The following is a 14,777-nucleotide window of genomic DNA, read 5'->3' as shown; positions in this document are numbered from 1 at the left end:
GATGCGTCGCCTGCCCCTCCTGCTCCTCGGCCTGCTGCTCAGTCTGCCCGCTTCAGCCCAGATCACTGAAAGCCACGGCTACGCACAGTTCGGCGACCTGAAGTACCCCGCCAACTTCGACCATTTCGACTGGGTCAACCCCATGGCCCCCAAGGGCGGCACCCTGCGCCTGATGGGCATGGGCAGCTTCGACACCCTCAACCCCTACACCCTCAAGGGCAGCCCGCCGATCAGCACCGCCGACTTCCTGCAGTACGGCGTCAGCGAGCTGAACGAGCCGCTGATGGTCGGCACCGGCCTCTATGACCCATCGGGTGACGAGCCCGCCTCCAGCTACGGCCTGATCGCCGCCAGCGTGGAATACGCCGAAGACCGCAGCTGGGTGGTATTCAACCTGCGTCCGCAGGCGCGCTTCCACGACGGCAAACCTATCACCGCCTACGACGTGGCGTTCTCCTATCGCACCCTGCTCAAGCACGGGCATCCGATGTACCGCACCGCGCTGCAGGAAGTGCAGCGGGTCGACATCCTCTCGGCCCAGCGCATCCGCTTCGTCTTCAAGCGCCACGACAACCCGCTGCTGATCCTGCGCCTGGGCGAAATGCCGGTACTGCCGCAGCATTACTGGAAGGGCCGCGACTTCCGGGCCACCACCTTCGAACCACCGCTGGGCAGCGGCCCCTATCGAATCAGCGAAGTCACCCCGGGGCGGCGCCTGGTGTTCGAACGGGTGAAAGACTGGTGGGGCGCGGACCTGCCGGTGAATCGCGGCAAGTACAACTTCGATCGGGTCGAGGTGGAGTTCTACCGCGATGCCGGTATCGCCTTCGAAGCCTTCAAGGCCGGCGAATTCGATTTCTACATCGAGCACCAGGCGAAGAACTGGCGCAATGCCTATCACTTCCCGGCGATGCGCCGGGGCGACGTGGTTCGCGCGGAAATTCCGCACCAGATTCCCACCCAGACCCAGGCGCTGCTCATGAACACGCGCCGGCCGACCTTCGCCGACAGCCGCCTGCGCGAAGCCCTCGGCATGATGTTCGACTTCGAATGGACCAACCGCGCGTTGTTCAACGATGCCTACATGCGCGCCAGCAGTTACTACCCCAACAGCACCTTCGCCGCCACCGGCATCCCCCAGGGTCAGGAGTGGCTGCTGCTCTCCCCTTACCGCAAGCAGCTGCCCGAGGAGCTGTTCACCCGCCCCTTCACCGTACCGGTCACCCAGGGCCACGGCATTCCCCGGGAAACCCTGCGCCACGCATTGGGTCTATTGGCCGACGCCGGCTGGAAACTCTCCGGCGACCGCCTTCTGGATGCCAACGGCAAACAACTGCGCTTCGAAATCCTGCTGGTCAACCCCAGCCTGGAACGGATACTCCAGCCGTACCGTGAGAATCTCGCCAGCATTGGTATCGATGCACGCTTGCGCACCGTGGACCGCGCCCAGTACAAACAGCGTCTGGACCAGTTCGACTACGACATGATTCTGATGACCCTGCCCCAGACCCTGAGCCCCGGCCTCGAACAATGGCAGTACTTCCATTCCAGCCAGGTGGCGGTGAAGGGCAGCAAGAACTATGCGGGCATCGCCAACCCCGTGGTGGACGCGATGCTCGACAAACTCCTCGGCGCCACCGACCGCGACCAGCAGGAAGCCGCCGCCCGCGCCCTGGACCGGGTGCTGCTCTGGCAGCACTACAGCATTCCCAATTGGTACCTGAACAAGCATCGACTGGCGTACCGCAACCGCTTCGCCTTCGTCACCACGCCGCCCTATACCCTGGGCCTGCGAGCCTGGTGGCAGAAAAACCAGGAGAACACCCTATGAAGAGCCCCCGCCGCGCCGCGCTGTTCGCCGGCCTGTTGCTGGGACTGCTGGGCAATGCGCAGGCCGCGCCGCAGCACGCCATCACCCTCTACGACGAAGCGCCGAAGTACCCGGCGGACTTCAAGCACTTCGACTTCGTCAATCCGGACGCGCCCAAGGGCGGCACACTGCGCCTCTCCGACTTCGGCGGGTTCGACAGCCTCAATCCCTTCATCGCCAAGGGCAACTCCGCGCCGCAGATCAACCTGATCTACGACACCCTCACCTTCCACTCCCTCGACGAGCCCTTCACCGAATACGGACTGCTCGCCGAGAAGATCGAGAAGGATCCGGAGCATCGCTTCGTGCGCTACTACCTGCGCCCCGAGGCGAAATTCCAGGACGGCACGCCGGTCACCGCCGAGGACGTTGTATTCACCTTCGAGACCCTGATGAAGGACGGCGACCCGATGTACCGCAACTACTACGCGGACGTCGACAAGGTGGTGGCCGAAGACAAGCTGCGCGTGCGCTTCGACTTCAAGCACGGCAACAACCGTGAGCTGCCGCTGATCCTCGGCCAGCTCTCGATCCTGCCCAAGCACTGGTGGGCCAGCCGTGACTTCAACAAGACCGGCATGGAACCGCCGCTGGGCAGTGGCCCGTACCGCATCGCCAAGGTCGACGCCGGGCGCTCGATCCGCTACGAGCGGGTGAAAGACTGGTGGGGCGACAAACTGGCGGTGAACCGCGGCTTCAACAACTTCGACGCGGTGGTGGTGGACTCCTACCGCGACCTCACGGTCGCCCTGGAGGCGTTCAAGGCCGGGCAGTTCGACTTCAACGACGAGCGCATCGCCAAGAACTGGGCCACCGCCTACGACTCCCCAGCAGTGCGCGACGGCCGCATCGTTCGCGAAGAACCGGTCAATGGCAATCCCTGGGGCATGCAGGGCTATGCCTTCAACCTGCGCCGTCCGGTGTTCCAGGACGCGCGCGTGCGCGAAGCGATCACCCAACTGTTCGACTTCGAGTGGACCAACAAGCAACTCTTCTTCGGATCCTACCTGCGCGACGGAAGCTACTTCGAGAACTCCGAGATGGCCGCGCATCAACTGCCCGACGCCGAGGAACTGAAGATTCTCGAACCGCTGCGCGACAAGCTACCGCCGGAGGTCTTCACCCAGGTCTACGTGCCGCCCACCAGCGACGGCAGCGGCATCATCCGCGAGCAGAAGCGCAAGGCCTATCAGTTGCTGCTGGACGCCGGCTACAAGATCGAGAACGACAAAATGGTCGGCCCCGACGGCAAGCAGCTGACCTTCGAGTTCATGCTCGCCCAGGCCGATTTCGAGCGCGTGCTGCTGCCGTTCAAGCGCAATCTCGCCGAACTGGGTATCGACATGCAGCTGCGCCGGGTCGACGTCTCGCAATACGTCAACCGCCTGCGCTCGCGGGACTACGACATGATCGTCAGCAGTTGGCCGCAGTCCAACTCGCCAGGCAACGAGCAACGTGAGTTCTGGCACTCCAGCAGTGCCGACAAGCCCGGCAGCCGTAACTTCATCGGCCTGCGCGATCCGGGCGTCGACGCCCTGGTGGACCAGCTGATCAACGCCGACTCCCGCGAGAGCCTGGTACGCCACGCCCGCGCCCTCGACCGCGCTCTGCTCTGGGGGCACTACGTGGTGCCCAACTGGTACCTGGGCACCTGGCGCATCGCCTACTGGAACCGCATCGCCCACCCGGAAAAACTGCCGCCCTATGGCTATGCGCTGATGACCTGGTGGCAAGCGCGCGACCAGGCGGTGCCAACCAAGGCCGAAGCGACCGCCGCCGCGCAGCCCCCGGCGAATGACGCCCAGGCGGAGGAAGCGCACTGATGCTCGCCTACATCCTGCGGCGCCTGCTGCTGATCATCCCCACCCTGTTCGGCATCCTGCTGATCAACTTCATCATCATCCAGGCCGCGCCCGGCGGCCCTGTAGAGCAGATGATCGCCAAGCTGGAAGGCTTCGATGCCGCCAGCGGCGGCGCCACCGGACGCATCTCCGGCGGCGGTGGTGAAGTCGCCGCCGCCGGCACGCACTACCGCGGAGCCCAGGGCCTGGACCCGGAGCTGGTGAAGGAAATCGAGAAGATGTACGGCTTCGACAAGCCGGCACCCGAGCGTTTCTGGATCATGCTCAAGAACTACGTGCACCTGGACTTCGGCCAGAGTTTCTTCCGCGATGCCAAGGTCACCGACCTGATCGTCGAGAAGCTGCCCGTCTCCATCTCCCTCGGGCTGTGGAGCACGCTGATCATGTACCTGGTGTCGATCCCCCTGGGCATCGCCAAGGCAGTGCGCCATGGCAGCCACTTCGACGTCTGGACCAGCTCGGCGATCATCATCGGCTATGCGATTCCCGCCTTCCTCTTCGCCATCCTGCTGGTCGTGCTGTTCGCCGGCGGCAGCTACTGGGACTGGTTCCCCTTGCGCGGGCTCACCTCCAACAACTTCGACGAGCTGAGTGTCGGCGGCAAGATCCGCGACTACTTCTGGCACCTGGCGTTGCCCATCACCGCGCTGGTGATCGGCAACTTCGCCACCATCACCCTGCTGACCAAGAACAGCTTCCTCGACGAGATCGGCAAGCAGTACGTGGTCACCGCTCGCGCCAAGGGCCTTACCGAGCGCCGCGTGCTGTACGGCCACGTGTTCCGCAACGCCATGCTGCTGGTCATCGCCGGCCTGCCCTCGGCGCTGCTGGGCATCTTCTTCACCGGCGCGCTGCTGATCGAGGTGATCTTCTCCCTCGACGGCCTCGGCCTGCTCAGCTTCGAGGCCGCGCTGAACCGCGACTACCCGGTGGTGTTCGGCACGCTGTTCATCTTCACCCTGTTCGGCCTGATCATGAAGCTGGTCAGCGACGTCCTCTATACGCTGGTCGATCCGCGCATCGACTTCGAGAACCGGGAGTAATCCGATGCGCCTTTCTCCCATCAACCAGCGCCGCTGGGCGCGTTTCAAGGCCAACAAGCGAGGCTGGTGGTCGCTCTGGCTGTTCCTCGTACTCTTCATCGCAAGCCTGGGCGCCGAGCTGATCGCCAACGACAAGCCGCTGGCCATCCGCTACGACGGCAGCTGGTACTTCCCGGTGGTCAAGCGCTATCCGGAAACCACCTTCGGCGGCGAGTTCCCCATGGAGGCGAACTACAAGAGCCCCTACATGCGCGAGCAGATCGCGCAGAAGGACGGCTGGATCCTCTGGCCGCCGATCGCCTACAGCTACGACACCATCAACTACGACCTGCGCGTCCCCGCCCCCTCCCCGCCCACCGGCGAGAACTGGCTGGGCACCGACGACCAGGCGCGCGACGTGCTCGCGCGGGTGATCTATGGCTTCCGTATCTCGGTACTCTTCGCCCTCACCCTCACCGTGCTCAGCTCGATCATCGGCGTCACCGTGGGTGCCCTGCAGGGCTTCTACGGCGGCTGGATCGACCTGTTCGGCCAGCGCTTCCTGGAAATCTGGTCGGGCCTGCCGGTGCTCTACCTGCTGATCATCCTCGCCAGCTTCGTGCAGCCCGGCTTCTGGTGGCTGCTGGGAATCATGCTGCTGTTCTCCTGGATGAGCCTGGTGGACGTGGTGCGCGCCGAGTTCCTCCGCGGTCGCAACCTGGAGTACGTACGCGCGGCGCGGGCGCTGGGGATGCGCAACGGGGCGATCATGTTCCGCCACATCCTGCCCAACGCAATGATCTCCACCCTGACCTTCATGCCGTTCATTCTCACCGGCGCCATCGGCACCCTGACCTCGCTGGACTTCCTCGGCTTCGGCCTGCCCGCCGGCGCACCCTCGCTGGGCGAGCTGGTGGCCCAGGGCAAGTCCAACCTGCAAGCGCCCTGGCTCGGCATCAGCGCCTTCGTGGTGCTGGCGGTAATGCTCAGCCTGCTGGTGTTCATCGGCGAAGCCGCCCGTGATGCCTTCGACCCGAGGAAGTGAGATGACCCACAGCGAAAACCTCATCGAAGTCCGCGACCTCTCGGTGGACTTCCTCTGCGGCAACGAGACGGTCCATGCGGTGGAGAAGATCAGCTTCGACATCCGCAAGGGCGAGACCCTGGCGCTGGTGGGCGAAAGCGGCTCCGGCAAGTCGGTAAGTGCCCACTCCATCCTGCGCCTGTTGCCCTACCCCACGGCCAGCCATCCCAGCGGCAGCATCCACTACGCCGGCAAGGACCTGCTGCGCCTGCCCGAGAGCAAGCTGCGCGGCATTCGCGGCAACCGCATCGCCATGGTGTTCCAGGAGCCGATGACCTCGCTCAACCCGTTGCACACCATCGAGAAGCAGATCGGCGAAGTCCTCGCCCTGCACAAGGGCATGAACACCGCCCAGGCGCGGGCGCGCACCCTGGAGCTGCTCGACCTGGTCGGCATCCCCAACCCGGCGAGCCGCCTGAAGGCCTACCCCCACGAACTGTCCGGCGGCCAGCGGCAGCGGGTGATGATCGCCATGGCACTGGCCTGCGAGCCGGAACTGCTGATCGCCGACGAGCCGACCACCGCGCTGGACGTCACCGTACAGCTGAAGATCCTCGACCTGCTGCGCGACCTGCAGCAGCGCCTGGGCATGGCCTTGCTGCTGATCACCCATGACCTCAACCTGGTCCGGCGCATCGCCCACCGTGTGTGCGTCATGCAGCATGGCTGCATCGTCGAACAGGCACCGTGCGAAACCCTGTTCGAGTCGCCCCAGCACCCCTACACCCGTGAACTGCTGGGCGCGGAGCCCAGCGGCAATCCTGCCGACAACCTGCCCGGCCCGGCATTGCTGGACGTGAACGACCTGCGGGTCTGGTTCCCGATCAAGAAAGGCGTATTCCGCCGCACCGTGGATCACGTCAAGGCGGTGGACGGCATCGGCTTCAGCCTGCCCCGCGGGCAGACCCTGGGCATCGTCGGCGAGAGCGGCTCGGGCAAGTCCACCCTGGGCCTGGCCATCCTGCGCCTGATCAACAGCCGTGGTGGCATCCGCTTCCAAGGCAACGACCTGGAGGGGATGAACCAGAGCGAAGTACGCCCCTTGCGGCGCGAGATGCAAGTGGTCTTCCAGGACCCCTTCGGCAGCCTCAGCCCACGCATGTCCGTGGGCCAGATCGTCGGCGAAGGCCTGGACATCCATGGCATCGGCACGCCCGAAGAGCGCGAACAGGCCATCATCGATGCGCTGAAGGAAGTCGGCCTCGACCCGGAAACCCGTCATCGCTACCCCCACGAGTTCTCCGGCGGGCAGCGGCAGCGCATCGCCATCGCACGTGCCCTGGTGCTCAAGCCGGCGCTGATCCTGCTCGACGAGCCGACCTCCGCACTCGACCGCACCGTGCAACGCCAGGTGGTGGAACTGCTGCGCCGCCTGCAGGCCAAGTACAACCTGACCTACCTGTTCATCAGCCACGACCTGGCGGTGGTCAAGGCGCTGAGCCATCAGTTGATGGTGATCCGCCACGGCAAGGTGGTCGAACAGGGATCGGCTGAGCAGGTCTTCTCCGCGCCGCAGCACGCCTACACGCAACAACTGCTGGAAGCCGCCTTCATGGTTCCGGCGCAAGCTCACTGAGACAGGAAGGAGGAACACCCGTGGGATTTCTTGCAGGTAAACGCGCGCTGATCGTCGGCGTCGCCAGCAAACTCTCCATCGCCTCCGGCATCGCCGCCGCGATGCACCGCGAAGGCGCGGAGCTGGCGTTCACCTACCAGAACGACAAGCTCAAGGGGCGCGTCGAGGAGTTCGCCGCCGGCTGGGGCTCCCGCGCCGAGCTGTGCTTCCCGTGCGATGTCGCCAACGACGCCGATATCGAGGCTGTGTTCAGCGAACTGGGCAAGCACTGGGATGGCCTGGACATCATCGTCCACTCCGTGGGCTTCGCGCCGGGCGACCAGCTCGACGGCGACTTCACCGAGGTCACCACCCGCGACGGCTTCAAGATCGCCCACGACATCAGCGCCTACAGCTTCATCGCCCTGGCCAAGGCTGGCCGCGGCATGATGAAAGGCCGCAACGGCAGCCTGCTGACCCTCTCCTACCTCGGCGCCGAACGCACGATGCCCAACTACAACGTGATGGGCATGGCCAAGGCGAGCCTGGAAGCCGGCGTCCGCTACCTGGCCGGCAGCCTGGGCCCGGAGGGTACCCGGGTCAACGCCGTTTCCGCCGGCCCCATCCGCACCCTGGCCGCCTCGGGGATCAAGAGCTTCCGCAAGATGCTCGCCGCCAACGAACGGCAGACGCCCCTGCGCCGCAACGTGACCATCGAGGAGGTCGGCAACGCCGGCGCCTTCCTCTGTTCCGACCTGGCCAGCGGCATCAGCGGCGAGATCCTCTACGTCGATGGCGGCTTCAACACCACCGCCATGGGACCGCTGGAAGACGAGTAGCCCACAAAAAAGCCGCCCGATGGGCGGCTTTTTTGTACGCTGTGGTAGGAGCGAGCTTGCTCGCGAACCCGCTTGGCGCCGGTATGGCCGGGAATTTGTTCGCGAGCAAGCTCGCTCCTACGAAGAGCCACACGCCCATGAAAAAAGGCCGCATCTGCGGCCTTTTTTCTTTTCCGACACCGGACTGCGAGAGGCAGTCCGGATTGACCATCACTTGGCGTTGTCGAACTTCTCGATCTTCGCCTGCTCCTGCAGCTGACGGCGGAAGGCGGCGAAGTCTTCCTGGCCACTGCGCGACGCGAGGAAGCGCTGGTACATGGCCTTCTCTTCGTCGGTCATCTTGGCTTCCGGCTCGCTGACGCCGGAGAGACGTACCAGCACGAAGTCGCCGTTGGGCAGCGCCACACCGGACAGGCTCGGCTTGTCGGTCGAAGCCGGATGCGCCATGCGGAACACGCTCTGCAGCACGACCGGCTCGACGCCTTCCTGGCTGCGGGAAGCGGCTTCCACCACCTTCCAGCTCTGGCCTTCCTGATCCTGGTTCAGCGGCGTCTTGCCATCGCGCAGGCTGGCCAGCAGCGCTTCACCACGGGCCTTGGTATCGGTAGCGGCATGTTCCTGCTGCAGACGAGTGCGGATGGTCGCGCTCACCTGCTCCAGGGTTTCCTGCTCAGGCTTTTTATGCTCCTTGACTCGCAGAACGACGACGGTGTCCGGGTCCAGTTCGATGGCACCGCTGTTGGCGCCGTCTTCCATCACCTCGGGGCTGAACGCCGACTGGACGATCTGGCGGTTCGCGCTCACGCCCTCGCCGCCTTCGCGGCCGAATGGCTTGCTGGTCTGTACCTTCAACCCCATGTCCTGGGCCGGCTGGGACAGGTCGGACGCCTCGTAGGCTGCACTTTCCAGCTGCTTGGTAGCATCGACGAAGCGCTGCTCGACGAGCTGGGTCTTCACGTCCTGCTCCAGCTTCGGCTTCAGGCTTTCGAAGGTCGGAATATCGGCTGCCTCGACGCCCAACAGCTTGATCAGGTGCCAGCCGTAGGGGGTTTTCACCGGAGCCGAAACCTCGTCCTTCTTCAGCGCATACAGCGCCTCTTCGAAGGCCGGGTCATAAACGCCGCGGCCGGCATAGCCCAGGTCGCCACCATTGGCAGCGGAACCGACGTCGTTGGACAGCTCCTTGGCCAGCTTGGCAAAGTCCTCGCCCTTGCCCAGACGTGCCTTGATCTCATCGATCTTGGCCTTGGCCTGCTGGTCGTTCTGCTTGTCGTTCACCTCGATCAGGATATGTGCGGCGTCACGCTGTTCGGAGAGACCGGCGATTTCCTTCTGGTACAGCGCATCGAGGTCTTCCTTCTTCACCGTGACCTGATCGAAGAAAGCGGATTTCTTCAGCTCGACGTAGTCGATGGTGACCTGCTCGGGCGTCATGAACTCGGTGCTGTGCGCGTCGTAGTACGCCTTGATCTCGCTGTCCTCGACCTTGCTCTTGGACGGATCGGCCTTGAGGGTCAGGGTCGCGAAGTCACGGGTCTGCTTTTCCAGACGGGCGAAGGACTTCAGTTCGTCTTCGGTGACGAAGCCGGTGCCAGCGATGCCGGCACGCAGTTGGCCGATCAGCATTTCTTCGCTGAACATCTGGCGGAACTGCATGCGGTTATAGCCCATCTGGCGAATGACCTGGTCGAAGCGGTCGGCGTTGAACTTGCCGTCCACCTGGAACTCCGGGGTCTGCAGGATCAGTTGGTCCAGAGACTGCTGCGAGAAGGCGAATTTGTCCTTCTGGGCGGCCTGCAAGACCAGCTTGCGCTCGATGAGCGACTTCAGTGCGGAGTCCTTGAGCAGCTTGTCGTCGAGCATGGAGGCATCGAAGTCCTTGCCCAGACGCTGCATCAGCTGGCGACGCTGCATGTCAGCGGCCTGCTGCAGTTCCGGCAGACCGATATCGTCACCATTGACCTGCGCGGCGACGTTCTCGTGGTGGGTTGCGCGAATGATCTGATCGAACCCGGTCAAAGCCATGAGGACAACGATGACACCCAGGATGGTCTTGGTGATCCAGCCCTGAGAATTGTCCCTGATGTTTTGCAGCATGCGGCCCCCGAACGCGGCCACGGCCTGCCGTCAATGGCGGCGCGGCGTGGAAAAAGGCGGATATAAGAAAGGCGCATCCGAGGATGCGCCTTCTCGTAACTGTCGGAGCGTACGGGCATCTGCCCGTGACCCCCAGCGATTCCTACCAGCTCTGGGCTTGTAGGGTCGCCGCTCCGTGATCGACTCAACCGAAGCTGAGCCGATCCAGGTCTAGTCCAAAAAGACGCTTAGTTTACAGCATCCTTGAGGGCTTTACCGGCCTTGAAGCCCGGGATCTTAGCGGCAGCGATCTTGATCGGCTTGCCGGTTTGCGGGTTACGACCGGTGCGAGCAGCACGCTCTTTCACGGCGAAGGTGCCGAAGCCGACCAGTACGACGGAGTCACCAGCCTTCAGGGCGCCAGTTACAGACTCGATCACCGCGTCCAGAGCGCGACCGGCAACAGCTTTCGGGATATCAGCAGATGCGGCGATAGCATCGATCAGTTCCGACTTGTTCACTCTAAGTCCCCTTATTTCTGTTGAGTATGTTTCTATGTGTTAGGTGTAAGCAAAAGCAGGTGCTGGTTTGCCAACTGACAAAGCAAGTGCCGCTTTATAACAAGGGCTCAAAAACAGTGTCAAGAAAGCCCCCCAACTAATGCGTGCTGATTCGCTCCTTGGAATCAGACTCGCGCTTCTCATCCTTTGCAACCATCTCGGGAGCCGCATCGGGCAAGGGCTCCGGCGCGTATTGCAGCGCAATTTGCAGGACTTCGTCAATCCATTTAACCGGTTTAATAACGAGATCGGCCTTAATATTATCCGGAATTTCCCTAAGATCTCGGACATTTTCCTCAGGGATGATCACGGTCTTGATTCCACCCCGATGCGCGGCCAGAAGTTTTTCCTTCAGACCACCAATGGCCAGTACCTGACCACGCAGGGTGATTTCACCGGTCATGGCAACATCGGCTCGCACCGGAATCTGCGTAATGGCCGAGACCAGCGCGGTGCACATGCCGATACCGGCACTCGGACCATCCTTCGGCGTAGCGCCTTCGGGCACGTGGATATGGATGTCGTGCTTCTCGTGGAAGTCCGCCGGAATCCCCAGGCTCTTCGCCCGGCTGCGGACCACGGTCAGCGCGGCCGTGATGGATTCGGCCATGACATCGCCCAGCGAGCCGGTCTTGGTCAGCGCGCCCTTGCCGGGAACGATGGCCGATTCGATGGTCAGCAGCTCGCCACCCACCTGGGTCCAGGCCAGGCCGGTCACCTGACCGATCTGGTCCTGCTGTTCGGCCAGGCCGTAGCGGAACTTGCGCACACCCAGGTAGTTCTCCAGGTTTTCCGGAGTCACCTTGGCATCGATGCGCTTGGCCTTGATGCCCTCCTTCACCGCCTTGCGGCAGACCTTGGCGATCTGGCGCTCCAGGCTGCGCACACCGGCTTCGCGGGTGTAGTAGCGAATGATGTCGCGGGTCGCCGCTTCCTCGAAGGTCAGCTCGCCCTTCTTGAGGCCATTGGCCGCGGTCTGTTTTGGCACAAGATATTTCGAAGCGATATTGACCTTCTCGTCTTCGGTGTAACCCGGCAGACGAATCACTTCCATGCGGTCCAGCAACGGCGCCGGAATGTTCATGGAGTTCGCCGTGCAAAGGAACATCACGTCGGACAGGTCGTAGTCGACTTCAAGATAGTGATCGTTGAAGTTGTGGTTCTGCTCCGGGTCGAGGACCTCCAGCAGCGCCGACGCGGGGTCGCCACGCATGTCGCTGCCCATCTTGTCGATCTCGTCGAGCAGGAAAAGCGGGTTGCGCACGCCAACCTTGGTCATCTTCTGGATCAGGCGACCGGGCATGGAGCCGATATAGGTACGGCGGTGACCGCGGATTTCAGCCTCGTCACGCACGCCACCCAGGGCCATGCGCACGAACTTGCGGTTGGTCGCGCGGGCGATGGACTCCGCCAGCGAGGTCTTGCCCACGCCGGGCGGACCGACCAGGCAAAGAACGGGACCTTTCAGTTTCTTCACGCGCTTCTGCACGGCGAGATATTCAAGGATGCGTTCCTTGACCTCTTCGAGGCCGTAGTGATCCGCATCGAGGATGTCCTCGGCCTTGTCCAGGTCGTGGCGCACCTTGCTCTCGGCCTTCCACGGCACATTCACCAGCCAGTCGATGTAGGAGCGCACGACGGTGGCTTCGGCCGACATCGGCGACATCTGCTTGAGCTTGTTCAGCTCGGCGGTGGCCTTGGCCAAGGCTTCCTTGGTCAGGCCGGCGGCGTCGATGCGCTTCTTCAGCTCCTCGACTTCGTTGTGGCCTTCGTCGATGTCACCCAGCTCCTTCTGGATGGCCTTCATCTGCTCGTTCAGGTAGTACTCGCGCTGGCTGCGCTCCATCTGCTTCTTCACGCGGCCGCGGATGCGCTTCTCGACCTGCAGCAGGTCGATTTCGGCATCCAGCATGGCGAGCACGTGCTCGACGCGGGCGGACAACTCGGTGATTTCGAGGATTTCCTGCTTCTGCTCGATCTTCAGCGCCATGTGGGCAGCCATGGTGTCCACCAGGCGGCCGGGCTCATCGATGCTGTTGAGCGACGACAGGACTTCCGCCGGAACCTTCTTGCCCAGTTGAACGTACTGCTCGAACTGGCTCAGCAGGCTGCGGGTAAAGACTTCGGACTCGCGCTCGCCGATGGAAGCCTCGTCAATGATCGAAACTTCGGCGCGGCAGTAGGCCTCCTCATCGATGAAGCGCTCTACCTGACCGCGCTGCTCACCCTCGACCAGCACCTTGACGGTGCCATCGGGCAGCTTCAGCAGTTGCAGGACGGTGGCCACGGTACCCATGCGGTACAGGCCATCTTCACCCGGATCGTCGTCGGCCGGGTTCTTCTGCGCCAGCAACAGGATCTGCTTGTCGCCGGTCATCGCAGCCTCGAGGGCCTCGATGGATTTCTCACGTCCCACGAACAGCGGGATGACCATGTGCGGATACACCACTACGTCACGCAGGGGCAGCAGGGGCAACTCGACGAGTGTTTTCATGATATTCGGCTCTACAGCGGCACTTGGCCAAAACGATGGGATTGGACCCTTCGGCCTAAGATGGGGTTAGGACTGGGAAAAAACAAGCGCGGTAGATGGGAAGAAAAAAGGGGCCCTAGGGCCCCTTCTGGTTTCAGGCGTCAGGTGCAGCCTTGGCCGGCTGCTCGGTATTCTCGTAGATCAGCAGCGGCTGGGAGGAACCATCGATGACACTTTCGTCGATGACCACCTTGCTGACCTCGGTCTGCGAGGGAATCTCGTACATGGTGTCGAGCAGGATGCCTTCGAGGATCGAACGCAGGCCACGGGCACCGGTCTTGCGCTCCAGCGCGCGACGGGCGACGGCCTTGAGCGCGTCCGGGCGGAACTCGAGGTCCACGCCTTCCATTTCGAAGAGCTTGGCGTACTGCTTGGTCAGCGCGTTCTTCGGCTCGATCAGAATCTGCATCAGTGCAGCTTCGTCCAGCTCGTCGAGGGTCGCGATGATCGGCAGACGTCCGACGAACTCCGGAATCAGGCCGAATTTCACCAGATCTTCCGGCTCGACCTCACGCAGCGCCTCGCCCACCTTCTTGCCCGCTTCCTGGCTGCGTACCTCGGCGCTGAAGCCGATGCCGCCCTTGGTGGAACGGTTCTGGATGACCTTTTCCAGGCCAGCGAAGGCGCCACCGCAGATGAACAGGATGTTGCGGGTGTCGACCTGCAGGAATTCCTGCTGCGGGTGCTTGCGGCCGCCCTGGGGCGGTACGGAAGCCACGGTACCCTCGATCAGCTTCAGCAGGGCCTGCTGAACGCCTTCACCGGAAACGTCACGGGTGATCGACGGGTTGTCCGATTTGCGCGAGATCTTGTCGATTTCGTCGATATAGACGATGCCCATTTGGGCCTTCTCGACGTCGTAGTCGCACTTCTGCAGCAGCTTCTGGATGATGTTCTCGACATCCTCGCCCACGTAACCCGCCTCGGTGAGGGTGGTCGCATCGGCGATGGTGAAGGGAACGTTGAGCAGGCGCGCCAGGGTCTCGGCCAGCAGCGTCTTGCCCGAGCCGGTCGGCCCGATCAGCAGGATGTTGCTCTTGCCCAGCTCGACGTCGTCCTTGCGCTCACGCTGATTCAGGCGCTTGTAGTGGTTGTAGACCGCTACCGCCAGCACTTTCTTCGCACGCTCCTGGCCGATCACGTACTGATCGAGGATGGTGCGGATCTCTTTCGGCGCCGGAAGCTTGTGCGCACTGCTCTCGGCCTGTGCCTCCTGCACCTCCTCGCGGATGATGTCATTGCACAGGTCGACGCACTCGTCGCAGATAAAGACCGAGGGGCCGGCAATCAACTTGCGCACTTCGTGCTGGCTCTTGCCGCAGAAGGAGCAATACAGCAGCTTGCCGTTGTCCTCGCCGTTGCGGGTGTCAGTCATT

The 14,777-nt window shown here is 63.1% G+C and carries 10 protein-coding genes; 6 read left to right on the top strand and 4 right to left on the bottom strand.

The window, feature by feature from the left end; genetic code table 11:
• The first annotated feature begins 1 nt into the window (after position 1).
• From ACNFBT_RS16390 to fabI, 6 genes are read left to right on the top strand one after another with little or no spacing between them, the layout of a single operon-like run.
• Entirely contained in the window at positions 2-1,831 is a 1,830-nt protein-coding gene (locus ACNFBT_RS16390) for an extracellular solute-binding protein (RefSeq protein ID WP_416751051.1), read from the top strand.
• Positions 1,828-3,693: an extracellular solute-binding protein gene (locus ACNFBT_RS16385; protein WP_416751049.1), complete on the top strand. Its 1,866-nt coding sequence runs from the start codon at positions 1,828-1,830 to the stop codon at positions 3,691-3,693. The genes ACNFBT_RS16390 and ACNFBT_RS16385 overlap by 4 nt, the downstream gene beginning before the upstream one ends.
• Positions 3,693-4,775, top strand: coding sequence for a microcin C ABC transporter permease YejB (locus ACNFBT_RS16380; RefSeq protein WP_416751047.1), 1,083 nt, complete (start codon positions 3,693-3,695; stop codon positions 4,773-4,775). Before ACNFBT_RS16385 ends, ACNFBT_RS16380 begins: the two co-directional genes overlap by 1 nt.
• A gap of 4 nt (positions 4,776-4,779) precedes the next feature.
• Positions 4,780-5,799 carry an ABC transporter permease gene (locus tag ACNFBT_RS16375; protein ID WP_416751045.1) on the top strand — a complete coding sequence of 340 codons (1,020 nt, stop codon included), beginning with the start codon at positions 4,780-4,782 and terminating at the stop codon, positions 5,797-5,799.
• A gap of 1 nt (position 5,800) precedes the next feature.
• On the top strand, positions 5,801-7,414 hold the full coding sequence (locus ACNFBT_RS16370; RefSeq protein WP_416751043.1) for an ABC transporter ATP-binding protein: 1,614 nt from the start codon (positions 5,801-5,803) through the stop codon (positions 7,412-7,414).
• Between the two features lie 20 nt (positions 7,415-7,434).
• Positions 7,435-8,232 (top strand): enoyl-ACP reductase FabI, encoded by a 798-nt coding sequence (fabI, locus tag ACNFBT_RS16365; RefSeq protein WP_416751041.1) that lies wholly within the window; start codon positions 7,435-7,437, stop codon positions 8,230-8,232.
• 210 nt (positions 8,233-8,442) lie between these two features.
• Here fabI and ACNFBT_RS16360 read toward each other — a convergent pair whose 3' ends face one another.
• From ACNFBT_RS16360 to clpX, 4 genes are all read right to left on the bottom strand, one after another.
• Complete coding sequence (locus ACNFBT_RS16360; protein ID WP_416751039.1) at positions 8,443-10,329, bottom strand: SurA N-terminal domain-containing protein; 1,887 nt, start codon at positions 10,327-10,329, stop codon at positions 8,443-8,445.
• Between the two features lie 227 nt (positions 10,330-10,556).
• A complete protein-coding gene (gene hupB / locus ACNFBT_RS16355; protein ID WP_003087931.1) occupies positions 10,557-10,829 on the bottom strand; it encodes a nucleoid-associated protein HU-beta in 273 nt (90 codons plus the stop codon).
• A 136-nt stretch (positions 10,830-10,965) separates the two neighbouring features.
• On the bottom strand, positions 10,966-13,362 hold the full coding sequence (gene lon / locus ACNFBT_RS16350) for an endopeptidase La (RefSeq protein ID WP_416751036.1): 2,397 nt from the start codon (positions 13,360-13,362) through the stop codon (positions 10,966-10,968).
• Between the two features lie 133 nt (positions 13,363-13,495).
• Positions 13,496-14,776 (bottom strand): ATP-dependent Clp protease ATP-binding subunit ClpX, encoded by a 1,281-nt coding sequence (clpX, locus tag ACNFBT_RS16345; protein ID WP_416751034.1) that lies wholly within the window; start codon positions 14,774-14,776, stop codon positions 13,496-13,498.
• Between the last annotated feature and the right edge of the window lies 1 nt (position 14,777).

This window comes from Pseudomonas sp. NY15181 (assembly GCF_048068055.1).
Taxonomy (GTDB): Bacteria; Pseudomonadota; Gammaproteobacteria; order Pseudomonadales; family Pseudomonadaceae; genus Pseudomonas.
Note: the sequence above shows the minus strand (reverse complement) of the source record. Positions and strands in the feature narration are given on the sequence as shown.